This window comes from Turicibacter sp. KK003 (assembly GCF_037014675.1).
GTDB lineage: Bacteria > Bacillota_I > Bacilli_A > MOL361 > Turicibacteraceae > Turicibacter > Turicibacter faecis.
The window spans coordinates 2,258,497-2,281,581 of the sequence record NZ_CP142738.1; the positions used below are offsets into that span (position 1 = coordinate 2,258,497).

The 23,085-nt window shown below is 35.6% G+C and carries 25 protein-coding genes and 1 riboswitch; of the genes, 10 read left to right on the forward strand and 15 right to left on the reverse strand.

Features of this window, described 5'->3' with window-relative positions:
• Position 1: 1 nt before the first annotated feature.
• From VXM77_RS10965 to VXM77_RS10990, 6 genes are all read right to left on the reverse strand, one after another.
• Positions 2 to 892: an IS3 family transposase gene (locus tag VXM77_RS10965; RefSeq protein ID WP_161832944.1), complete on the reverse strand. Its 891-nt coding sequence runs from the start codon at positions 890 to 892 to the stop codon at positions 2 to 4.
• The gene (locus tag VXM77_RS10970) at positions 847 to 1,380 is read right to left on the reverse strand and encodes a helix-turn-helix domain-containing protein (RefSeq protein ID WP_161832943.1); all 534 of its coding nucleotides are present in this window, start codon (positions 1,378 to 1,380) and stop codon (positions 847 to 849) included. The genes VXM77_RS10965 and VXM77_RS10970 overlap by 46 nt, the downstream gene beginning before the upstream one ends.
• A gap of 69 nt (positions 1,381 to 1,449) precedes the next feature.
• Positions 1,450 to 2,817 carry an immunoglobulin-like domain-containing protein gene (locus VXM77_RS10975; RefSeq protein ID WP_161831019.1) on the reverse strand — a complete coding sequence of 456 codons (1,368 nt, stop codon included), beginning with the start codon at positions 2,815 to 2,817 and terminating at the stop codon, positions 1,450 to 1,452.
• A gap of 131 nt (positions 2,818 to 2,948) precedes the next feature.
• Positions 2,949 to 4,115: an AI-2E family transporter gene (locus tag VXM77_RS10980; RefSeq protein WP_161831018.1), complete on the reverse strand. Its 1,167-nt coding sequence runs from the start codon at positions 4,113 to 4,115 to the stop codon at positions 2,949 to 2,951.
• Between the two features lie 496 nt (positions 4,116 to 4,611).
• Complete coding sequence (locus VXM77_RS10985; protein ID WP_161831017.1) at positions 4,612 to 5,742, reverse strand: M20 family metallopeptidase; 1,131 nt, start codon at positions 5,740 to 5,742, stop codon at positions 4,612 to 4,614.
• Positions 5,743 to 5,754: 12 nt separating this feature from the next.
• Positions 5,755 to 7,185 carry a YfcC family protein gene (locus VXM77_RS10990; RefSeq protein ID WP_161831016.1) on the reverse strand — a complete coding sequence of 477 codons (1,431 nt, stop codon included), beginning with the start codon at positions 7,183 to 7,185 and terminating at the stop codon, positions 5,755 to 5,757.
• A gap of 106 nt (positions 7,186 to 7,291) precedes the next feature.
• Positions 7,292 to 7,467: riboswitch (Lysine riboswitch) on the reverse strand.
• Between the two features lie 922 nt (positions 7,468 to 8,389).
• On the opposite strand from VXM77_RS10990, the gene VXM77_RS10995 reads away from it, so the two are divergent.
• Complete coding sequence (locus VXM77_RS10995) at positions 8,390 to 8,830, forward strand: staygreen family protein (protein ID WP_262951005.1); 441 nt, start codon at positions 8,390 to 8,392, stop codon at positions 8,828 to 8,830.
• On the opposite strand, the gene VXM77_RS11000 is transcribed toward VXM77_RS10995, so the two are convergent.
• Positions 8,824 to 9,399: a GNAT family N-acetyltransferase gene (locus VXM77_RS11000; protein WP_262951004.1), complete on the reverse strand. Its 576-nt coding sequence runs from the start codon at positions 9,397 to 9,399 to the stop codon at positions 8,824 to 8,826. The genes VXM77_RS10995 and VXM77_RS11000 overlap by 7 nt on opposite strands.
• Before the next feature lie 711 nt (positions 9,400 to 10,110).
• Entirely contained in the window at positions 10,111 to 10,512 is a 402-nt protein-coding gene (locus tag VXM77_RS11005) for a GNAT family N-acetyltransferase (protein ID WP_161831013.1), read from the reverse strand.
• A gap of 228 nt (positions 10,513 to 10,740) precedes the next feature.
• Here VXM77_RS11005 and VXM77_RS11010 point away from each other — a divergent pair, with 228 nt between their 5' ends.
• The 3 genes from VXM77_RS11010 (at position 10,741) to VXM77_RS11020 (ending at position 12,953) form a co-directional block, all read left to right on the forward strand.
• Positions 10,741 to 10,998, forward strand: a complete 258-nt coding sequence (locus VXM77_RS11010) for an AraC family ligand binding domain-containing protein (protein WP_338506353.1) — start codon at positions 10,741 to 10,743, stop codon at positions 10,996 to 10,998.
• Entirely contained in the window at positions 10,988 to 11,554 is a 567-nt protein-coding gene (locus tag VXM77_RS11015) for an AraC family transcriptional regulator (protein ID WP_338506354.1), read from the forward strand. The genes VXM77_RS11010 and VXM77_RS11015 overlap by 11 nt, the downstream gene beginning before the upstream one ends.
• A gap of 184 nt (positions 11,555 to 11,738) precedes the next feature.
• The gene (locus tag VXM77_RS11020) at positions 11,739 to 12,953 is read left to right on the forward strand and encodes a cation:proton antiporter (protein ID WP_161831011.1); all 1,215 of its coding nucleotides are present in this window, start codon (positions 11,739 to 11,741) and stop codon (positions 12,951 to 12,953) included.
• A 22-nt stretch (positions 12,954 to 12,975) separates the two neighbouring features.
• On the opposite strand, the gene VXM77_RS11025 is transcribed toward VXM77_RS11020, so the two are convergent.
• Positions 12,976 to 13,638 (reverse strand): deoxynucleoside kinase, encoded by a 663-nt coding sequence (locus VXM77_RS11025; RefSeq protein ID WP_262951002.1) that lies wholly within the window; start codon positions 13,636 to 13,638, stop codon positions 12,976 to 12,978.
• 338 nt (positions 13,639 to 13,976) lie between these two features.
• Between VXM77_RS11025 and VXM77_RS11030 the strand changes: the two genes are divergently transcribed.
• Positions 13,977 to 14,192 (forward strand): hypothetical protein, encoded by a 216-nt coding sequence (locus VXM77_RS11030; RefSeq protein ID WP_161831009.1) that lies wholly within the window; start codon positions 13,977 to 13,979, stop codon positions 14,190 to 14,192.
• 37 nt (positions 14,193 to 14,229) lie between these two features.
• Here VXM77_RS11030 and VXM77_RS11035 read toward each other — a convergent pair whose 3' ends face one another.
• On the reverse strand, positions 14,230 to 14,727 hold the full coding sequence (locus VXM77_RS11035; protein WP_161831008.1) for a YbhB/YbcL family Raf kinase inhibitor-like protein: 498 nt from the start codon (positions 14,725 to 14,727) through the stop codon (positions 14,230 to 14,232).
• A gap of 72 nt (positions 14,728 to 14,799) precedes the next feature.
• A complete protein-coding gene (locus tag VXM77_RS11040) occupies positions 14,800 to 15,015 on the reverse strand; it encodes a hypothetical protein (protein WP_161831007.1) in 216 nt (71 codons plus the stop codon).
• A gap of 256 nt (positions 15,016 to 15,271) precedes the next feature.
• Here VXM77_RS11040 and VXM77_RS11045 point away from each other — a divergent pair, with 256 nt between their 5' ends.
• Complete coding sequence (locus VXM77_RS11045) at positions 15,272 to 15,574, forward strand: hypothetical protein (RefSeq protein ID WP_161831006.1); 303 nt, start codon at positions 15,272 to 15,274, stop codon at positions 15,572 to 15,574.
• A 437-nt stretch (positions 15,575 to 16,011) separates the two neighbouring features.
• On the opposite strand, the gene VXM77_RS11050 is transcribed toward VXM77_RS11045, so the two are convergent.
• Entirely contained in the window at positions 16,012 to 16,266 is a 255-nt protein-coding gene (locus tag VXM77_RS11050; RefSeq protein ID WP_161831005.1) for a hypothetical protein, read from the reverse strand.
• Between the two features lie 267 nt (positions 16,267 to 16,533).
• Here VXM77_RS11050 and VXM77_RS11055 point away from each other — a divergent pair, with 267 nt between their 5' ends.
• From VXM77_RS11055 to VXM77_RS11065, 3 genes are read left to right on the forward strand one after another with little or no spacing between them, the layout of a single operon-like run.
• Positions 16,534 to 17,226, forward strand: a complete 693-nt coding sequence (locus VXM77_RS11055) for an ABC transporter ATP-binding protein (RefSeq protein ID WP_338506356.1) — start codon at positions 16,534 to 16,536, stop codon at positions 17,224 to 17,226.
• Positions 17,227 to 17,228: 2 nt separating this feature from the next.
• Entirely contained in the window at positions 17,229 to 18,035 is an 807-nt protein-coding gene (locus VXM77_RS11060; protein WP_161831003.1) for a hypothetical protein, read from the forward strand.
• Positions 18,036 to 18,049: 14 nt separating this feature from the next.
• Complete coding sequence (locus VXM77_RS11065; RefSeq protein WP_262950997.1) at positions 18,050 to 19,171, forward strand: hypothetical protein; 1,122 nt, start codon at positions 18,050 to 18,052, stop codon at positions 19,169 to 19,171.
• 298 nt (positions 19,172 to 19,469) lie between these two features.
• On the opposite strand, the gene VXM77_RS11070 is transcribed toward VXM77_RS11065, so the two are convergent.
• The 3 genes from VXM77_RS11070 to VXM77_RS11080 all read right to left on the reverse strand — a co-directional run bounded on the left by VXM77_RS11070 (position 19,470) and on the right by VXM77_RS11080 (position 22,538).
• Positions 19,470 to 19,637 (reverse strand): hypothetical protein, encoded by a 168-nt coding sequence (locus VXM77_RS11070; RefSeq protein WP_338506357.1) that lies wholly within the window; start codon positions 19,635 to 19,637, stop codon positions 19,470 to 19,472.
• A 484-nt stretch (positions 19,638 to 20,121) separates the two neighbouring features.
• Positions 20,122 to 20,250, reverse strand: coding sequence for a hypothetical protein (locus VXM77_RS11075; protein ID WP_262950994.1), 129 nt, complete (start codon positions 20,248 to 20,250; stop codon positions 20,122 to 20,124).
• Positions 20,251 to 20,315: 65 nt separating this feature from the next.
• Complete coding sequence (locus VXM77_RS11080) at positions 20,316 to 22,538, reverse strand: glycoside hydrolase family 3 C-terminal domain-containing protein (protein WP_262950992.1); 2,223 nt, start codon at positions 22,536 to 22,538, stop codon at positions 20,316 to 20,318.
• A gap of 137 nt (positions 22,539 to 22,675) precedes the next feature.
• On the opposite strand from VXM77_RS11080, the gene VXM77_RS11085 reads away from it, so the two are divergent.
• Positions 22,676 to 23,080 (forward strand): hypothetical protein, encoded by a 405-nt coding sequence (locus tag VXM77_RS11085; RefSeq protein WP_338506358.1) that lies wholly within the window; start codon positions 22,676 to 22,678, stop codon positions 23,078 to 23,080.
• Positions 23,081 to 23,085 lie beyond the last annotated feature (5 nt).

The following is a 23,085-nucleotide window of genomic DNA, read 5'->3' on the forward strand; positions in this document are numbered from 1 at the left end:
ATTATGCAGCTAATTGGCTGGTACGAATTCGGTATTTGACTGGACTCATACCAGCCAATTTTCTTTTAATTCGTTTATGATTATAGTAGTAGATATAGTTTTCAATGGCTTCTTTTAACTCCTCATAGGTTTTAAATGTCTTTCCATAGTACATTTCTTGTTTAAGGATTCCAAAGAAGTTTTCCATCGGTGAATTATCTAGACAATTTCCTTTTCGTGACATACTTTGAAAAATTTTATGTGTTTTTAATGCTTTAACCCATTTTTGATGTTGATACTGCCAACCTTGATCGGAATGAAGGGTTATTCTATATTTTGCTTGTTTGAGAATAGGTAGGACCTGATTCAGAGATTCCATGACAAAATTCAAGTCAGGTTTATGGCTCATTGAATAGGACAAAATTTCACCGGTTGCCATGTCCATGATTGGGCTTAAATATAATTTCTTTCCTTCCTGCGTTTTAAACTCAGTCACATCTGTTGTCAATTTCTGATACGGATAAGGGGTATTAAATCGGCGGTTAATTCGATTCTTAGCCACTGTTCCAACAGTTCCTTTATACGAACGATATTTACGTGATTTATGACTAAACTTAACGCAAATAATTCCACGCTTTTTCATCAGACGATAGACTTTCTTATGGTTAACCCGATGACCTCGATGATGAAGCTCATCTGTGATTCGACGATAACCATAATTCTCATCATTTTCTTTAAAAATGCTTAAAATAAGATTTTCAAGTTCTTGATCTGGATTCTCTTGCGCCATCTTTTTAACCCAATAATGATAGGTTGATTTAGGAAATTTTGTGACCTTTAAAATATCACTTAATTTAAAATTAGCCGTTAATTCTTGGATGATTCTTGTCTCGATTTGATTCTTTGGTTCCATGGCGTAATCCCATGGGCGTGACACTTTTTTAAGTATTCATTCTCAATTCTGAGTAATTTAATTTCTTCTTCTAATTGTTGTTCACGTGTTAAAGTTTTCGGTTGTTTAGATGCTTTTAATTTTGGCATAGGGCTTTGAGACCTTCCTTTCGGTTTAAGTAATGCCTCTACACCGCCTTTTAGAAACGTTGCATTCCAATTCGCAATCGTTCCTATATCTGATATTCCAAAATGAATAGCAGTTTGGCTATATGAAGCACCTGTTGTCTTGATATAGTTTAATACATTTAATTTAAATTCTCCAGTATATACTTGTTTTTCTTTTGGTTGTAATCCGTTTTTTCCTTCTTGTTTATACTGTCTAACCCATGTTTCAATTTGTGATTGACTTGGAATCTGATATTTCTTAGCAAGCGATCGATAACCTAAAGTCCCTTGTAAATATTCATTAACAATCCTTAATTTGAATTCTGGACTATATTTAGCCATAGAAAAAACACCCCTAACGTTAGATTTTTTAGTCTAACATTTGGGGTGCACATCATAATTAGACCCTTTTTAAAATAGTGAAAATCCGGTGGTTGGAATATCATGTACCTCTACATCAACCGTTATAATAGTGGTCGCCCCATTAGAATCTTGTACGCGATAGGTCACTTCATAAATACCTATTTCATTGACATTAACAGTATTATTAATTACTTCGATGTTAGCAGTCAATTCGCCGTCTTCTTCATCCATTGCCGTCACACCTTCTAATGGATTAAAGCTATCTCCCTTGTTAACAATACGATTCTGTGCATTAATAACTGGAGATTGGTTTCCGATAACTGGAGTCGCAACAGTCACAAGTCGGTGCACGGTTTCGATCTGACCCTCACTATCCGTTACGCGGTAAATAATTTCATAATCCCCTGCTGTAAAAACATCAATTTCTCCTTCAACTACAATTTGTTCCGTTAAATCTACCCCCTCAGCATCTTGCGCCGTAACTCCCTCTAATAAATCAAATTCTTTACCATATGGAATCTCAATATCATCTACCCCGTATAAAATAGGCAACCCGCCTAATGTTGTTTGAATATCCATTGTCACCGTACCAGTGAAATCAATTTTCCCCCCATACTTAGGATAGTCAATCGTCGCTTCAAAGGCGTATTCCACCGTTTGATCCTCCGTCACATTTTCTATCATAATCTGATTGGTAGACTCATCATATATTCCGTTTTTAACCGTAATATCCTCGACTCCCCCTTCAACAGTCTTTATTGGATTGTCGATAATCACATCGCTCCCTTTTTTCACCTTTTGAGTAGGAAGGACTATCTGTTGTTTAGTTAAATCCCCATATCGTAATTCATGATATCGGGTTAGACAACTAATATCACTGACTTGATTACCTGAATAATCAAATACATCTAGTTTTTCCAAATGAGCTGTCGGGGAAATATCTTTAATTTGGTTATTATTCACATACAAATAACCTAGGCCATGAATCTTAGTAAGAGATTCTAACGTTCCTAAGTTATTACCATTAAGATTTAAAGAGACTAAATGTTCTAGGCCTTCTAGGGGGGAAATATCTTCAAGTTGATTACCTTGTAAATCTAAAATATTAAGGTTATCCAACTTATGTAATGGGGTGATGTCTGTTAGTTGATTAAACCCTAATTGTAGATGATTAACATTTTCAAAATACTGAATCCCCTCTAGATTTTGAATTCCCTTATTTGAAAGGGGTAAAAATTGTACCTTTTGTGCCTCTGCTACTGAAATCTTATCGTTTTCCTTTTTCCCCATTTCCTCAAGAATCGCAACTTCTAAACGCTCATCTGGAAATTCAATAAACTCACTCGCATAAACATTCAACGAGGAAATAAATAAAAAGCTAATCAGGCTTGTCATTAGAAGAAGTCTCTTTCTCATTTCGATTACTTCCTTTCAAAAATTTGTTATTTTTAATATGTGTCGTTAAAGGACGATTTATGAATTATTTTTAAAACTTCTCTTTTTTACATTTTTATGGAACTAAAAAAGGATGCCTAAAAGGCATCCTTTTAATTCGTATAATGAGACGTTTCTACCGGTAATCCTTTATAACGCAATCTCGCCTCAATAATATCTTTAATAATTGAATAAATAACCGCAAACATCGGCACCCCAATAATCATTCCTATCAATCCAAATAATTTTCCAGCAACTAATATCGCAAATAAAATCCAAAATGCTGAGATTCCAATGGAATCACCTAAAATCTTAGGTCCGATAATATTTCCATCCACCTGCTGAATGACAAGAACAATAATTAAGAACCATAAAGCTTGAATAGGTGAAACAAATAAGATAATGATGGCCGATGGAATAGCTCCAATAAACGGACCAAAGAATGGAATAACATTCGTAATACCAATAATCACCGAAATTAAAACCATATATGGCATTTTAAAAATTGCCAAGATAATCAGGGTGAGGATCCCAATAATCACCGAATCGACAATTTTTCCTCCAATAAACTTTCCAAATGTTAAGTTAGTTCGATTCGCTAAATCAAGAATAATGGTTGTATGTTTTGAATTAAAGAGTGAAGTTACTATCTTTTTACCTAAAGCAAAGAATTTTTCTTTATCCGTTAACAAATAAATAGAGATAATAACTCCTAAAATAATATTCCAAATACTTGAGGCTACCGACATGACCATATTTCCTATTAAAGGAAGAATATTCGTTAACAACTGGATGACCCAGTTAGTAATTTCTACAAATTTTTCATTAATAATGGCCATATATTCTTGATCTATATTTCTTTCATATAGTTCTGTTTCAATAAGACTTGTTAACTCTCTTACATATCGTGGAATATCATTAATTAATCCACTAATACTTTCAATCAATTGAGGAAGAACAAATTGCATAAAGAGGTAAACAATGATGAGTGCTGTCACATAAGAAAACAAAATCCCTAATCCTCGGGAAGGAAAATTTCTTATTTTTTTTATCATCTTTATTTTAAAGACTTTTTCTTCATAAAACTTAAGAATAAAATTTAATAAATAAGCAATAACAAATCCAATAATAAACGGTTGGAAAACGACCAGGATTTGATTTAACTTTCCAGTAAAAACATCTAGTTTAGAAATCACATTATTAAATACGATACTTAAACTAATCACAATTAATGCATAAACAGCAATTGTTGTATACTTCTTATCCCAATTGATTTTCATAGCTCCTCCTTAAAACAAACTTTCCCTAGTATTTTTATGCCACTACCTAACGATATAAAAACAGAGCCGTTTTCTACATTTAATACAACAACCAATATCTAAACTGAAGAGATTAGTTAAGAGAACCTCATCTACAACACAAGGTTTTTTTATGATGTAAAAAACTTATCTAGACTTATATACTTATATATATCATAAAACAAAATAAACTTATATATTTATGGATATTTTTATAATTTTTTTCTACATCTATACGTAGCGCTCATACATTTTGGATGATGGATCTAAAATAGAAAAACTGTGTAAATGATAAACATCCCGGTGATTCCCATTATAAAAAGTTAAATGCACATCATCACGGAGATAAATAGCATTGTATCTCCCCTTTCAATAGCCGTATCTTGAATATCGCTATAAGGAGAATAAAACAATAAAAAAAGCACCCCTAACATTAGATTTTTAGTCTAACATTTGGGGTGCACACCAAAGATGATTTTTATTTTAATTTAACATTTCCTGCTAATACATCATATCCCGTATAAGCAAGAGCCGTTGTTGCTATCACTAAGCGATCATGGGCAAAATCTGTAACAGTTGCATCTACCATCTGTTGAGAATGTCCCGTAATTTCACAATCAGCAATTCCGATATACGGATGAATAGTTGGACAAATATTACTAATATTTCCGATATCTACTGACCCTGTGCTCTTAGACGGCTTTTTAATTTCTTCGATTCCTAATGAACGAATATTCTCATTAAATGTCTCTGAAAGAAGTTCATTTGTTTTTAAATCGTCATATGAAATCTCGTAGTTACTCACCTCTAAAGTGGCTCCCGTCATTAAAGCAGCGCCGTTAGCAATCCCTAATACCTTTTCCTTCACAACGGCTAGGTACTCTTTCGTTGCTGCACGAATATAAAATTGGGCGGTTGCATGTTCCGGTACAATATTTGCTGCCACTCCACCGTTCGTAATAATTCCATGCATTCTTACATCTGGCGTCACATGTTGGCGTAAGGCATCAATCCCATTAAATAATTGAATCACCGCATTTAATGCATTAATTCCCTTTTCTGGTGCGGCGGCCGCATGCGCTGGACGGCCTGTGTAATCAAATTGCAACGCCTCCATTGCTAACGATGTCCCGCTCTCTGTCGTAAATCCCGAAGGGTGCACCATCATTACAGCATCCATTCCATTGAACAATCCGGCCTCTGTCATTGTAACTTTAGCACCATTTGTTTCCTCTGCTGGTGTTCCGAAGACATAGACTTTTCCACCGATTTCATCAATTACCTTACTTAATGCAACACCCGCCCCTGCACTCATTACACCGATCATATTATGTCCACAACCGTGTCCAAGTTCAGGTAGGGCATCATATTCACACAAATAAGCCACTGATAATCCAGGTTTTTTACTATCATAAACCGCCTCAAAGGCTGTGTCTAATCCGGCAACTGGACATTTAATTTCAAATCCATTTTCTCGTAAAAAAGTTGTTAATACATTTACCGCTTCGTGTTCCTGATTTCCAAGTTCAGGATGGTCATGAATATATCGATTCATTTCAACTAAACGATCTTTTAACGACTCACTAATTACTTTTAATTGTTCTTTCATGATAAATCCCCCTTACGACCATCCCATAAGAATAGCAATAGTAATAAAAATAATAGCTAAAGCACCAAAAATTAATTGTAATGGCCAAATCCATTTCATCCATTTAGACCATGGAATTCCCGATACACCAAGACAAGCCATTAAGACAGCACTTGTTGGGAAAATCGCATTTGAGAATCCGTCTCCAAATTGGAAAATTAAAATTGATGTTTGTGGCGTAATACCGACTAATTCACCAAGTGGAGCCATAATTGGCATCGTTAATGCCGCTTGTCCAGAACCTGATGAAATAAAGAAGTTAATAAACATTTGAACAAAGAACATCACATAACCTGCTACTAATGATGGTAATTGACCAATAACGTTCGATAAATTATATAAAATGGTATCAATAATTTGACCGTCTTGGGCAATAATCACAATCGCGCGGGCAAAACCTACAACAACAGCAGCACTAATCATATCTTTTGCACCGTGAATAAATGCTGTAGCCATATCATCAAAACTTAAACGTCCGATGATTCCACAAACAATTCCTGTCGCTAAGAACACCGCAGAAATTTCAGGAATAACAAAACCAAATTTCAAGACCCCTACAATGATAATGCCTAAACAAACTAAGATAGAGGCTAAAATTACTTTATGACGCATCGTAAATTCTAATTGTTCTGACTCCATTGCATCCATATCCTGACGACGAGCTTGATCGATTTCATAAGCTGGACTTAAAGTTGGATTCTTTTTAATACGTCGTCCGTACCACATTAAATATAAGGTTGAAACGATGGTTGTCACTAACCAAATAACTGTACGGAAACCAACACCTGTTCCGGCTGGAACTTGCGCAATGCTTTGAGCAATCCCAACAGAAAATGGATTTAACATTGCCGTAGCAAATCCGACAATACATCCCATATAAGAAAGCGCCATCGCCATGATACTGTCATAACCTAATGCTAAACATAAAGGAATTAACATGGCGATAAATGGAATTGCTTCTTCCGTCATCCCAAAGACAGCTCCACCTAATGAGAAAAGACCCATAATAACAGGAATCATTAATAATTCTTTTCCTTTAAATGATTTAACCGCGTTAGTAATACCCGCGTCAATAGCACGAGTTTTAGTAATAATCGCAATCGAACCACTCACAATAAATAAAAAGGCAATAATTTCAGCTGCCCCCACGATTCCATGGATTGGAGCCTGTAGTAAACTAAATAATCCTTGAGGTGTTGATTCAACATATGAAAATGAATCATTTACAACGACCGTATTTCCTAAATCATTTACGACACGTTCATACGTTCCGGCTGGGATAATCCAAGTTGCAATGGCAACCAAAACTAAAATTGCAGTTACAATCACCAACGTGTGTGGAACTTTAAACTGTTTTTTTTCTTTCACACTTGCACATGTTGTTTTGTTTTCTAAACTGATCATAATACTCCCCCTACTCTTTAAATTTTAAATAGTTCTAGATAAAAAAAGCCTTGAGCTTTTCACTCAAGACTTCTCAAAAAGAATACACGATTCCTATTGGGGATTCTTAAATGATAGCTCTCCACGATGATTAAACCGTGACAATGTTAAATATATTTTATTTAACACCAGCTCTATAATCTTAAAGTATCAATTATAGGCTTCGGCGAAAATTCCTTTCCTATTGCATCAACATCTTCACTCCTCAATAGTACTCTTAATTACCGCACCTCTATCTAAAAACTATTCAAATAAATATGTTCTTATCATACCCTATTCCCTAGTGAAAGACAAGGTCCTTTTCATTAAATTTCCCTGTCCTACTCCTGTTTTTTCAATGAATACGCTCTCTGTTTAATTAAACTAAAAAAAAGAATCAAACAGATCCACTGTTTGATTCTTTTTCCATGATAATATGCTAACAGGATTCCCCTGTGATTTATCATAATAGATTGCTCCCCAACCCTAATTCTCTTTTTTATTTAATTCTTTAAAAAGCCCTGAGAGCCATATCAGGACTTTTTAGATATAACCGTACTAAGTTGGGATGATTTAAATGCGAAATGATAGCGATCCATAAATTATCCACAGATATACATTGAATTGGGTTAACCCTGTTTGACTTAACTCCCTCATCCTAATTTCCACTGTTTCATTACGGTTTCTTACAAAAATTAATTTCTTATCAAGCATTCGTCCTAATCCGTCAATAAGATAGTTAATCTTCGCAATGCTATCCACAACGTATTTAATTACACTGTCATTTTATCTTACTTTTCAACTAAATACAACGTTTTATATCCGTTAAAATGTCAAATTTTCTATTTTTATCGATTAATACGCATAAAAATAGAAAATTATCATTTATTTTATGTTTTATCCCTTCGAAATGTCGAAAAAAGATATTATATGTAGGCGGAATAGCGTTGTGGATAATCTATCCCAAACCTGTGGATAATTGAATCAAACTGTGGAAAAAGGCACAAGATAGACTCACTCTATTTTATGTCTTATCTCATCCATCAAACTATTTTTTTAATGAGATCGAGCGGATGAAGCGGTCGGTATCCATTAAAAAAGCGATTATTATTTTGAATCAAAAAATTTTCGAAAAAAATAACAATCTTTAATTCCCATCATAAACTACATTGAAGGGGGCGATTTAATGAGTACCTTTAATGAGAATAAGTTATGGGTCAATAACCGATTAAACCGTTTATACCAATTACACCCTAGACGGTACACATTGACCCACTCTGATCAGACGGGAGAACTCTTTTTAGTCATTGGATCCGAATTTGCCTATGAACAACTAACAACAAAGCGTGATGAGGTCGTTGGTGAATGGTTAGCTCATCAGTCTGGTCACCCTTACTTTTATATTTACATTCGGCTTGATGGAATTGATGGAACTGCCTCAACAGAAAAAAGAAATGAAATCTTTCTACGCGAACTCCCTTTAGCATTAAAAGCTATTAAAAAGGGGGATGAATCCTTTTTTCAATTCTATCCCCAGTTTCTACAAGCCCCTATTTATGTTTTTTTCCAATCCCAAGATTCCCACCTAAATCGGACGGATTGTTTTGGTTGCTTTAATGACTATTGAATCCTTTTATAAAACCCGGTACATTCGTGAACACGTTTGTACTTTTTCTTTATCTTCTCACTATCCTTTCCAACATACTGACAAAAAGTTTGTACCGGAATTAATCCATCAACTTTGGATGCGATCCCATCACTGCCCTCAATGTAAACATGTAAATAGGTCCCTAATTTTTCAAATTGTTGATGAAGGTACCATTCATGAACCCATAGATCGTCACGGGTCCACGCCTCGAGATAAGTAATCTCACTCTTAACTAATCTATTTTGTGCTTCTAATAACAAAGCCTGCCCTACCCCTTGCCTACGATAATCCGGGTGCACGGCCAAATGCGTAATCATCCCCCCTAACGTCTGATCCGCCGTGCAAAGAGTCATCGGTTTCTCTTCACACTCGATATCTAAAAGACCAATGACTTTATCATCCTCTATCGCAACGAGTTCAATAGCCGGGTTTCTATAGGTTTCCTTTTGATTAAGGACAATATCATAGTAGGCTGTATCTAGAAAAGATAACACCCGACAATGTAACCACCCACGCTCATCCTCCTGTTGATAAGTGCGAATTTCCATTTCATCATCTCCCCAACCTTTTTATTTTTATTATATACATCCGTCCTAATGACCATGCCATTTTTATCTACATTGAATCATTCAAAGTTTCATTTATTAATTTATCTTAGCATATCCTTTACTGTACAAGAATGAGTTCTTTAAATCCTTTCATGGGGAAGTGATAACATGGGATGGTTTAACGGAAGAACGGCTGCTATTTGTATTATTCTATTCATCGTCTTTGCCTTGTTATACACTGATTTCTTTGATGAAATTAAACGGTAAGACGATAATAAAGGGTACCTTCGTCTTCGGTTTCATGTATGAACTATACGACTGGTACCTTTTCTTATGACCCAAATTATGACTCAAACAGGAAGTCAGAGAATACATCTTGCGCAAAAGATTTATTCCTAATTGCTCAAAAGGAGAAAATAAACTAAAAGATACGTCCTACCGTACTCGTCTAAACTGTCTCCGACTAAAGAAATCGCCTATTCGTTTTATTCAACAAGTAACTTTTCCCACGTGATGCGATTAAATTTTTTTCCTGATAAAACATGATTCGCATTTACGGCCCCTGATTCAAAATAAATTTCTAACGGTTTCAGATGATGAGATTACCTACGTTAAACGCCACTCACATGATAGGCAATAAAAAAACAGATGGAGTCATCCACCTGTTTTTTTATTGCCTATGAATGTCAACTGACAACGCTCCATTTAAACTTACACCAATGGTCGGTCATATAATCCCCACTCTAAATGTACATAACGATACATAGGATTCCCCTCTTGCATTCCCACGTTAAGGCCACTTATTAATGTTTTGGTTCCTTTTTCATTCGCCCATTGTTCACAGGCCCTAATTAATTGCATTAAATATTCCCGACATCGATAGTCTTCCTTTAAAAATAAACCTTCTAAATAAGATTCCCCCTGTCTTAACCTCACATACGCTAGACCAATTACCTCATGATTCAAAATGGCTAAAAAGTATGCCGCGTCTTTTCCTTGAATCGATTCTAATACGTTAAGTGCCATCGCATGTAACGAATGATCTGGCCACAATACAAGGGCCAATTGGGCTACATCCAATACATCTTTTACATTTCCTCGTCTAACCTCCACTAAATTCCCTCCCCGTCTATTATCATAAATCTTATAAAAGCAATCTCTATTCAATCAACACGACTTCCCTTCATTTTTACACTAATTAACTGATGGGCCCCTTTTATTAAAGCGCATACAGTTTCATTAACTCTCATTATAACATATGCAAAAAAGTGCTTACAAATAATCTTACTTACTTATTTAAAATATGGTATAATGTCTTCGAGAAGGAGGGGATTTTAGACTATGTACTGCTTCAAACCAAAAGCTGACTACTCACGACTAGACTTTATGCTTTACTACTGTGGAACAAGTCAAGTAGAAAAACATCAGTCTTGGGGACCGGGGATTCGTGACTACTATAGTTTATATTATGTAACGGAGGGGTCTGGCTACTTAACTATTGATGGACAAGATTATACGCTAGTGGAGGAAACGTGTTTTTTAGTTCCGCCCGGTGCAATCGTTAACTATAAACCAGACCTACTACTTTGTGAGTTTTAATGGTGAACACGTCCCAGAATATTTAGAGCGAATTGGTTTATCGGAGAAAACACCTATTTTAAACTGTCAAAATAGCAAACAAATCGAAACGTGCTTTGATTATATTTTAGAATCTGCTAAACATCCAAAAAGCGCAGATTTACAAGCAATCAGTGGATTTTACTCTCTACTTGGGGCACTTTGTGACCACAGCTTGCCACAACCGCCTAAAGTTAAAGCATCTAATCGACAATCGGATTATATTCGTCAAGCCATCGAATATATTGAAACCAATTATTCACGACCGATTACGATCGAAGAGATTTCAAATCATATCGGAATCAATCGCAAATATTTAACAAAATTATTTAATGAAAGAATGGATAACTCTCCTAAAAATTATCTCATTCATTATCGAATAGACAAGGCCTGTCAACTTCTTAAACAATCAACGCTTAGCATCAAAGAGATTTCACATTCAGTCGGGTATACGGATGCACTTGTCTTTTCTAAAATATTCAAAAAAGTAACGGGAACATGCCCCCGAAAGTATCGTAATACCCACAACGCAACTTAAAGATGCCCTATTGGGCATCCTTTTTTTGTGATAATCAACGGAAAATAAGCGTATGATAAAAAAAGCAAATAGATATAACTTTTTAGGATAACGTTGCTAGACTTACGATTCAATGAATCTATTTCAGCACCTATAACGCCTTTTTTACATCCTACATACATTTATAATTTGGAGGAAAAAAAGAATGATTTTTTACTTATTTATTAGCCTAATACTCATTGGTATGGGTGCCCATTATAGTGGTCGTTTATTTGAACGAATTAAACTACCTTCATTAATTGGAATGATGCTACTCGGAATGGTAATTGGCCCCTCTTTCTTAAATATTGTTCCTAATGTGACTCTTCAACTTTCACCAACCTTAAAAGATATTGCACTCGTTACCGTCTTATTTATCGGTGGACTTGGGATAAGCTTAAAACAAATGAAACAAATTGGACGCCCTGCTATTTTACTAAGTACCATTCCCGCTACTCTTGAGGGATTCACGATCGCCCTTTTAGCGATGCCCCTGCTTCATTTTAATTTTATTCAGGGGGCTATTTTAGGTTTTATTATTGCAGCTGTTAGTCCAGCCGTCCTTATTCCCTCTATGATTGATTTAATTGATCGTCGAATCGGACAAGATAAGGCCATTCCTCAAATGCTTTTAGTCGGGGCAAGTGCGGATGATACCATAGCCATTACTTTATTTACTACTTTTTTAGGAATTTATACCCAAGGAGGACGTACCCCATCAATTGGATTACAAATTTTAATGATTCCAATTTCCATCATCTTTAGTCTCTTTATTGGATACCTTCTTTATCTTCTTACCAAGCCCCTTCTAAAACATACGACTTCCATTTATATAAAAACTTTGATTTGTTTTGGAATTTGTTTAATTTTACGTTTCATCGAAAAAAAGTTTCACCTTGAATTATTTAATTCACTTTTAACAGTTATGATTTACGGATTTTGGATTCGAAATTTCATCGTTGATAACGCCCCTTCTATTTTAGCGCTCATGAATTCAATCTGGAAAGTTGGGAAACTCTACTTATTCGCCTTTGTAGGGATGGCTATTAATCCAAATCTCGTCGGGCAATTTTTCTTAATTGGTTGCGCCCTTTTAATTGTTTCATTAACCCTTCGCTCGATTGGGGTTTTAATTGCCCTAATTGGAACAAACCTCTCCTATAAAGAAAGATTATTTTGTGTGATTGCCTATCTTCCAAAGGCAACTGTTCAATCAGCAAAGGCCGCCATTCCGTTAGAAATGGGGGTTGCCGGCGGAGAAATTATGCAAGCAATCGCTATTTTAAGTGTGCTAATTACAGCTCCAATTGGTGCCATTGGAATTAAACTAACAAGTGATAAGTTTTTGCAAAAGGAAACAAAAGAAGCCGGGTCCCATTAGGACCCGGCTCTCTTTTATTTTATTAGGCATTTGATGATGATTGACGAATTTCATTTAATTTATCTTCAATCATCTTTAATACTTTTTTCTTATCATCTTCATTATTAACGTAGTCAACCTCATCAATATTAATGACTAGCACCTCACTTGCTTGATAATGCTGCTCAATCCATTGATCGTATCCCTTCCAAAGTTCGTAATAATAAGAAACAAGTCCTTCATCTAATTCATATTCACGTCCACGTTTTTTAATACGGTCAATAATAGTTTCGAAACTTCCTGATAAATAAATCATTAAGTCCGGTGCCTTTTTAGGCATCCCCTCTAACTCTTCCATCATATTATTCAAAAGTGATTCGTATAAACTGAATTCTAAGTCAGAAATACGTCCTAAATCTTTATTTACCTTTGCAAAATACCAATCTTCATATATACTTCGATCTAATACATTATTATCCTCAACTAACGCTTGCTTAATGCTTTTAAAGCGAGTGTTTAAAAACCATAATTGTAGTAAAAAAGGATATCGTTTGGTTTGAATCTCTTCATCAGATGCTGTATAAAATAAAGGTAAAATCGGATTATCATCCACACTCTCATAAAAAACTTCCGAATTGAAATGTTTAGCCACCAATTCTGCTAAACTTGTTTTTCCTGCACCAATCATCGCTCCAATTGTAATCAACATTATTCACCCATACCTTTCATACTGTCCTTTAAAATGATAAAACTTTTAAAATGATGTTTTAAAAAGTTTGAACGTTGTCAATAATAGCACAAATATCGACGAAAATCACACATAATACTTAGCCAAATTCATCCATATTTTTCATTCCACATGAGATGTGGATAAACGCTAAAGAATAAGTCCTATGCCTTCCTCTATTCCTTCTCCCTATCCTAATTATTTAATACACTTATCCACAAATAAAAAATATTTTAAAAAAGTTTCCTCCTGTCGACATCTTCACCTGATTTCTCTTGATACAATAAAATTATTCACGTTGAAGGAGGAGCCTTTTCATGGAACGAACATTATATGGATTAAGAGTGATTAGTGTGTTAGGATTTTTCATTCAAGCATTTCTTTTAGTTCTTAACTTAATTCTAGGTCTATTTTTTAAATCGTTAGATCGAATTCTCTTATACTCCTGGAAACTATTCTTTATTGTTGCGATGCTTGCCTTAGTTGCAGCACTGGCTGGTTACTTTTTAAACAAACCCAATAGCAGTCTTTAAATCAAAAAATAGCCCAAGTCATGAGCCTGGGCTATTTTTAGTTTGAATAAATTCCTTTGATGGTTTCCTGTGCTAAAATATGGCCCTCCATCTGTTGATAGAGTTCATTATAGTAAAAGCCAGGTTTTAAATCTAGCATTTTGTCTAGGGCATACACATGAAGTTCGTAAAGGTGTGGAGCATCCGGTGGTGCCATTCCTCCATAGTAGGAACAAGCCTGTGCTGGGGTATTTCCCCCCTGATCACTGATCCAACTATTCACACCTTGAACGAAATCTGTTGCAGTTTGACTCTCATTCTCTTCAATCACCGTTCGCACAATATTAGCAGCTGTCCAATGAATCCACGAGAATCCTGATACCGGAAAGGCATCTTTATCTTCTAACACCAGTGCATAAGACACTGTCCCCTGAGGGGCATCTTTAATCGTAAGGGGTAAAGAATAGGTCGGCATTTCATACTCGTTCATTTCGCCACGGCATCCATATTGATCCATAATCACACCGTTTACAATACCCGAACTTGTCACTTTCATGTCATCACCTCCAACTTTAACTCCCTTTATTATACAACGTTTAGGTGATATTTAATCCTGTAATAGAACGTTTTAACCAAACTTCTTTTTTAATTTTGGAAGATCCTCAGGATCAATCCACTCTTCGGCGTATCCGCACTCACAGCAAACATATCTCGGTACTTTGACATAAGAAAAAATCGTAGCGCCAATTGCTATATTATTCCCCGTTCCGTAAGGGCCGGCAGTCCCCTCTACGCGAATCATCTCTGTACTCTCACATTTTGGACATCTCTTTGACACTTTCATTTTAATCCCCCTAAATTTATAGCTTTCGGATAATTCCTATACTCTTCAACTTATTCACTTAAATCAGGAATATTTCATTTGTTTAATTAACATTGTTATCCTTCTTATCAACACGATATGGCATAATAATCATGTAATTTTTACCATATCGTGTTGATAAGTTCAAGACCTGAGGAAAATTTAGATGTTCAAACTTTAGATTACTGTAAACTTTTATCAATTAAATGACCATCAAACATTTGTGGAGGGATAGGTTATGACCAATGAGTTCGTGGGAAATATGATCATTTGTTGTTTATTATCTTTAATCATTGGAGGAATTGGATTTTTACAATATAAATCTAATATTCTTTTTAATGTGAACTATTCTTCAAATCAAAAAATTTGTAAAATTATAGGATTACATGTTATCTTTGCTGCAGTCGTTATATTCGTTAGCCCCTTTATTTTAGAAGTACTCCAAGATACGCATTATCTATTAAAAAAAGCAATTCCAGTGACGTTGATGTTGATTATTATATTAGACATGTTTATCCGCATCAGAAAGTTGGAATCCTAACATATGGCGTAAGAATCCATTAATCGTTATCTATCGTGTGGTAAGACTTGATTACTAGCTAGCGTTCTAGGGCGCTAGCTTTTACTTTGTTGAAGTCTCTATCGTTGCCACTTCTGCCCATTTTTTTAAGACGTGTTTACTGTAGTAGCTACTTCCTAAAAGGGCACCCTATTTCTTGTCCACTTCATTTATCCATCACAACATCATCAGTATACAGCTTCCGTTTAAGCTCTCCTTAGGGATATACGCAAGAGCCCATGACCCTCTATTTCGGACGCTCACCCGGTTGTTTGATTCACCGTAAACCTAATCACCTTCTCTTCTAAACTAATAGCTTGAACGATTCTACGATAAAAAAAGGGGGGGATGTTGCACACACTTTACGTACTCAACAGACTGAATTCTTCCAAAAAAGGGACGGTTTAAAAGCCGTCCCTTTAATCATTTAAAATCCATACTTTTTCATACACTTGTCCATATTCAATATAGCACGTAAATCCATTCCGATCGTGTAAAAATAATTTATCCGTCATGGAATCTTTCTTTAATTCACCTGAAAGATAGACCATTTCATCATAACATTCAATTTGAAGCTTTTGCCCAAGCTTAACTGAGTTTAAAAACTTCTTTGTAAAATAATCATAAATGTGCAACTCGTCCTGACCTAACTTAAATAAAATATCCTTAAACATCAATCGTTACACCCCCACCGCTTCTTAGATTTTTCTTATCTTTACTATATCATAGCGCCAAAAATAAATTAAGTAATATGCTAATAAATATCCTTGAACACAGAAATACTAAATCTTAGTCTTTTAAAATCACCACTTATCTTTATCAAACTTCGCCGCCTTAAGAATTTATTAAGAATTTCTTTATAATTTGGATGGCTGTTTCTTAATATTTACACGCTATACTTGATTCAAGAACGCAGATGAGCATTTTAAAGGAGGTTTCTTATGTTAGAGATGAAAAATGTAACGAAACGTTATGGGAAAAAAGTTGTTCTCGATGATGTTTCCATTCAATTTCAAAAAGGAGCAATTACTTGTTTACTTGGACTCAACGGGGTGGGGAAAAGTACGACAATGAAATCAATCATGAAACTCGTCCCTATTAATAAGGGAGAAATTTTAATTGATCAAACCCCCATTACGTCACAAAATATTAACCAATTAGCCTATGTTCCTGATATTCCAATTCATGATTTAGGATGGACCATTCCTAAAAACTTAGAATTTGCCCAAGTCTTTTATGAAGGATTCGATATTGAAAAAGCGTGGCGAATGATTAAATTTTTTAAGGTACCTACTGATAAAAAACTAAAGGAACTTTCAAAGGGAAATTTAGCTCGCTTTAACATTATTATTGGATTATGCCAAAACACCCCTTATCTATTATTAGATGAGCCATTTAGTGGAATTGACGTCTTTACCCGTCAAACATTTATCAATTTACTTAAATCAGAGTTTTTAGAAAAAGATCAAACCGTCATCTTAACAACTCATGAAATTGATGAAGTTCAAGACATTGCCGATCATATCGTTCTCCTTGAAGACGGAAAAGTATTTGCAACGTTCTCAAAAGATGAGGCTGAAAAAGAAGGATTGACGATTGTTGAAAAAATGAAATCTTTATATAGCGGGGTATAATTATGAAATTTTTAACACTAATTGAAATTGAGATAAAGAAGCTGCTTCCATGGATGTTAACCTTATTTATCACACTAAGTGCCGTATCGACCGGCCTATTTTATAAACTCATTAATAAAACTTATCAAAAAGAAATTCTCCCACAAATTATGGAGAGCTCTTTAGAAACCTATGTCAAAGAAAATGGTCGTGTCAGTCTAACACTATTATTTGATTCAACACCCGTTCCCCTTCTCTTTTTATTAAGTGCCATTCTATTAGTTTGTTTTGCCTTTTATCTTTGGTATAAAGAATGGTTTGGTGCATCAAAACGAATCTATATGTTACTGACACTTAAAGGAAGTCGTCTGAAAATCTTCTTCTCTAAATTACTCGTCACCGTCTTCTCGGTTTTTTGCTTTTATGGATTAATTCTATTCATTTTATGGATTTTAAGTTTTGTCATGACGCTTGTCTTCCCTAAAGAGTTAATTGCTCCCCAACCGGTAACGAGTTTATTGCATTACTCTAACTCAATTGGTCTTGTTTTACCACTTTCTATGGGAGATTTTATTTATAAACTAGGATTCATTATTTTAATGTTTAGTCTGATCTCTTTCTTCGTCTTGTGCGATCGTTCAAAAAAAGTGATTGGAATTATTTGTGGCGGTGCCTTTTTATTGGCTAATATCGCTCTCTTCCTCTACACTAAAACACTATACTTATATATGGATGAACGTTTAATCGTCGATTACGGATTTGTGTTTGTTATGAGTGCACTGACGATGGGCTTATGTACATGGTTAATCAATAAGAAAGTTTCAATTTAGGTGAGGTGAGAGAAATGAAGTTATATCATATGATTGGATTAGGTACGGCTGGCCTATTATCACTAACGGCCCTTGGATTTATGGCACCTAAGAGTGAGGTTCCAGAAAACGTTGAGTATAAAATTGAAACATTATCGGGCGATGCGAATCTTCTAGCCGATTTACAATTCGAAGCCATTGCGAAAACGGGGCCCAACCAATACTCAAAGGTTGTCTTAACCCATGATGGCGCACAACTGACAAAAACAAAGTATGACCCTTTAAGAGGTGCTGGTGAACAGGTTTTAAATAACCGCGATTTATTTCGTCATTTAGGATGGGCAACAAAACTTGAAACAACAGATTATATTGTGCTTGCAGACTTTAACTCGTCTTATCTTTATACGAATGAAGAGCCTCTTTTAAGACTTCGCTCAAAAGAATTGAGTACAGGCGAAGTGCTTAAAAAAGATATTATCTTAAAAGAGTTAAATTACGGAGAAAGTACATTAGATGAATATTTAACTGAATATCAGGGAGACTATTATTACATCACAAGAATTTATAGTCAGTTAGCAGATAAAAATAATAAACTTTTAATCTATCAATTAAATCCTCAAACATTAGAATTAACACTTAAATTCGAAGAGGAATTTTCAGCAACTAACTACCCTGCCATTTTTGTAGAAGGCGGTAAGATGTATGAGGTAGATTTATCACTTGGACAATTAAAAGTACGCAACTTAAAAACGAATGAATCGACGGTTTATTCATTATCTTATAAAGATGAAAATGCCTCTATCAATGAGCTTGTTCCATTAAATAACGATTACTTCTTCAATCTAGCAGATATATTAGTTAAAGGTATGGTCAATGAGGAATCGAAATCGATTGAGCTGGTCGAAATGGTTCAACCTAAATTTCTTGCGACATTAAATGAAAAGTATGATTTAAGTTATATAAAATCGATGGTTTCCCACGATGATCTCCTTTATGTCACATACGTCGGACGTAAAAACACATCAAGTGCAGAGTTTATTGCCATCATCAATCCAAAAACAAATGAAGTAGTTTACGAAGGAAAACTAGATACCTCTTTAACGCAAGGATTAACAGAGGATTACGAACTTCATTTTACAGATAATGATTCCAAATAATTAAAATTAATAGAAGGAGGATGGCACGTTTATGATTGCCGATTTCAAAAAAACAATCATTAATGTTCTGAAGGAAATCAAATTATCAAACATCGGGTTTTTACTTTTAATTATTCTATTCCTTATTGTCGCCCTGCCGTCGCTAACCCCTAAACTTTTCTCTTCACTTCTTAAATTTATCTTCCCTTTCCTCCTTCTCTCCCCATTGCTTTTCTTTCTTTTAAAATAAACAAAAGCATTCTAATGAAAAACGTCCCCTTAGGGCGTCGTTCAATTAGAATGCTTTTTCTGTTTCCTTTTAACCTACTTCTGCATTTCTCACCTGTCGTTGCAACGTATAAGCTCGCATGAAGCATAGGAACGCTAAAACAAAATTAACACCTGGGAATAGGATTGAAATCCGAATAAATACCGCTAATATAACCCCAATTAACAACCAAAGATTTCGTTTTGCTTTTAACCCCATTCTTTTTCCCCCCCTTTTAATCACCCAATGAAACAAAGGGATGGTATTAGTTTTTTATGAAATATGAAAAAATTTCCTATTTTTATCTCGCTATAAAAAATTATAACTTTTTTTTCTTAATTAATAAATAGTTTATATTACATTGTAAAAACTATAAATGGTTAGAGATTAATCTTCTAACCAAAGTTCCTCCTTTTATCTGATTTTACGCTCCTATTTTAAAGCCCACGCCAACTGATCATTGACGTGGGCTTTTCGCGTTCAAAAATAATGATCCTCCCTTTAAACTAGCGAGATGCATCAACCAAAAACTCAATGAGTACCTGTTGATAAAATATAGCAACGTGAACAAAGGAATCTATCCTCTTTTAAAATAATGACTCCTAACCCTCTTCACTCTATCGGTCTTCGCTAAAAACCACTCCTTAAGGAGTGGTTTTTAGTAACTTCAATACATTAAAAGAATACATGGCCATTAAACAGGTTAACGAGTTTGCTCATCTTTGCTTTTCGATTTAAGGTGATCTTTATAAACCGCTGCCTTCGTAAGCGTACTTCCTCGTTTTAAATTTAATTCATTAAGACTATGTAACTGAGCAGGTGCTAATTTCATAACACGCGCCTCCTTTAATATTAAGTTACAGTCTTAATATTCCAAACTGTTCCAACCTTTATGCGTTATTTGTTTAAGATATTTAAAATGGTGACTAATCGATTCACCATTTCTTGATCAACGACTTGGAAACTTGCAAGGGCGCGAATAGGCATCTCTTGGATCATCCCTATATCTAATTGATAATCTTCTTTCATCGTCTCAATTAATTCCGTTATCATTTGACTCAACTTCGGGTTTTTAATAAGTTCATTAAACGTTGTATTCGTCGTTATTCCTGTTGGTAACTTTGTTTTCCCTTTTACTTTAATGGTTCCCCTAAGAACAATATCTCTCGATGATTTAGCTAAAAGGATTCCATACTCCCCCGTCTCTACATACCAATCATGAAGCGTCGGATGATAATATGAAAAATCACGTTTAGTTAACGTAAAAGTCACCGTCTGCGTCTGTTTAGGACTTAATGCAACTTTCTTAAACTGACGTAACTCCTTCACTGGACGAATTGTATCACCAGTGGGATTTTCAACATAGAGTTGGACAACCTCTTTACCAAAATAATTTCCTGTATTCGTTACATTCACCTGAACCACCAACGGCTCATCCTCAGCTATTTGTCCCCGACTGAGCTTTAATTGATCATACTGAAAAGTCGTGTAACTACATCCATGACCAAACGGAAATAAAACATCCATCTTTCTTGCATCATAATAACGATACCCCACAAACAGACGCTCATTATAATACACGCGATGGTCAACCACTTTTGTGGATAAGTAAGCTGGATGATCCTCTAAACGAAGAGGAAACGTTTCCGCTAACTTCCCTGATGGATTCGCCCGACCAAATAATAAATCCACCGTCGCTTCCCCAACAGCCTCGCCAGATAAATACATCTCTAAAATGGCGTTTACTTCATTCACCCACGGCATCTCCACAGGTGCTCCATTATGAAGAACAACAACCGTATTTTTCTGAACCTTCGCAACCTCCTGAATCAGTTTATTTTGAACAGCAGGTAACTTCATATGGGGACGATCATAAAATTCCGTTTCAAAGGATTCTGGCAACCCTGCAAAAATAACAGCAACGTCACACGATTTTGCCAACTCAATCGCCTGATGTAATAAACGCTCATTAAGCGGGTGGTCCTCGAGTAAAAACCCTTGAGCAAACGACACATCCGTTATCCCCTTCACCGCTTCTAATGCCGTATCTATCTGATAAGGGTGAATATGCGAACTCCCCCCACCTTGATACCGCGGCGCCTTGGCAAACTCCCCAATAAACGCAAGTCGATTTCCCGATTCTTTAAGTGGCAATACCCCCTGGTTCTTTAATAAGACCGCGCTCTCTACCGCAATTTCTTTCGCCAGTTGATGGTGTTGATCTTTACTAACTACAACCTGCTTATTATTCTCATAAGACTTAAAAACCTTTTTTAATAGGCGCTTCACACTCTGATCTAAAACTTCTTCATCTATTTCGTTATGTTTTACTGCCTTTAATAAAACATCGTCATTCATTCCATGATGACCCGGCATCTGTAAATCCATCCCCGCCTTTAAAGCAGAAACCCGGTCATTCACGGCACCCCAATCGCTGACTATAAATCCATCAAATCCCCATTTATCTCTTAGAAGATTCGTTAGTAGCGAGTAAGACTCGCCAACATACTCCCCATTTAAACGATTATACGAAGACATCACACTCCAAGGCTTTGCCTCTTTTATTGCCTTCTCAAATCCAGGAAAATAAATTTCATGCAACGTCCGCTCATCAACTTCTGAGCTCGCCGTCATCCGATAACTTTCTTGATTATTGCAAGCGAAGTGTTTGAGACACGCTCCAACCCCTTTTTGCTGTAAACCTAAAATATACGCGGTTGCCAACTCACCTGTTAAATGAGGATCCTCTGAAAAATATTCAAAGTTTCTTCCTCCTAACGGCGAACGTTTAATATTAATGGCAGGACCGAGTAAAAGACCTACCTTTTCAGCTTGGCACTCCTCCCCAAGCGCTTGCCCTAATCTTTTCAATAACTGGACATCAAACGAACAGGCTGTCGTGGCAGCCGTTGGAAAACAGATGGCTTCTTCGCTATCATTCATCTCTAAAAAATGAGCATCCCCGGGTTGCTTCCTTAGCCCATGAGGACCATCACACATCATCAGACTCGGAATATTAACATGAGGAATTGATTTAGTATGCCAAAAATCTTCTCCCGAGCAGAGTGCTACTTTTTCCTCTAACGACAACTGACTAACTAACGTATCGAGTGATTGCATTCTCTCTCCTCCTCTCTTTTACCCAGTATATTCACAGGGTTTAAAAGTTATTTATACCAATAAAATAAAGTTTTCTTACACTTTTTAGGACGTAATAATGATATACTAAGGTTAAGCGTTTATTGGAGGGGATTTTAATGCATACAACGGACACGCGATCACACGAGTATCAGGAGGAGAAGGTCGAATCAGAAACACGAATGATGCGCACACTGTTTGATTCTATGACTCACCTAATGGGGGCCTCAATTAAAAAGGGGTTAGATACTTTACGAAAAGATAATCGTTCGTTGCTGACGGGATTACTTGTTGTCAGTGCACTATCGTGCCTTTTTACTGGAACGATTGCCTACTATACGCTGAAACAACCACAACCGTCTCGCGAAGAAATTATCGCAAATTACATGAATGGAAACCCTTATTACTTTGATTCTCAAATTCCGGGGGACCTTCCAACTGAAATTGAAGAGTTTTTAGAAGAATGGTTTTTCGACTTTACGAATCCTTCTACTTCTCCTGAACAACCTTTTCAAGAATTTTAATTCAA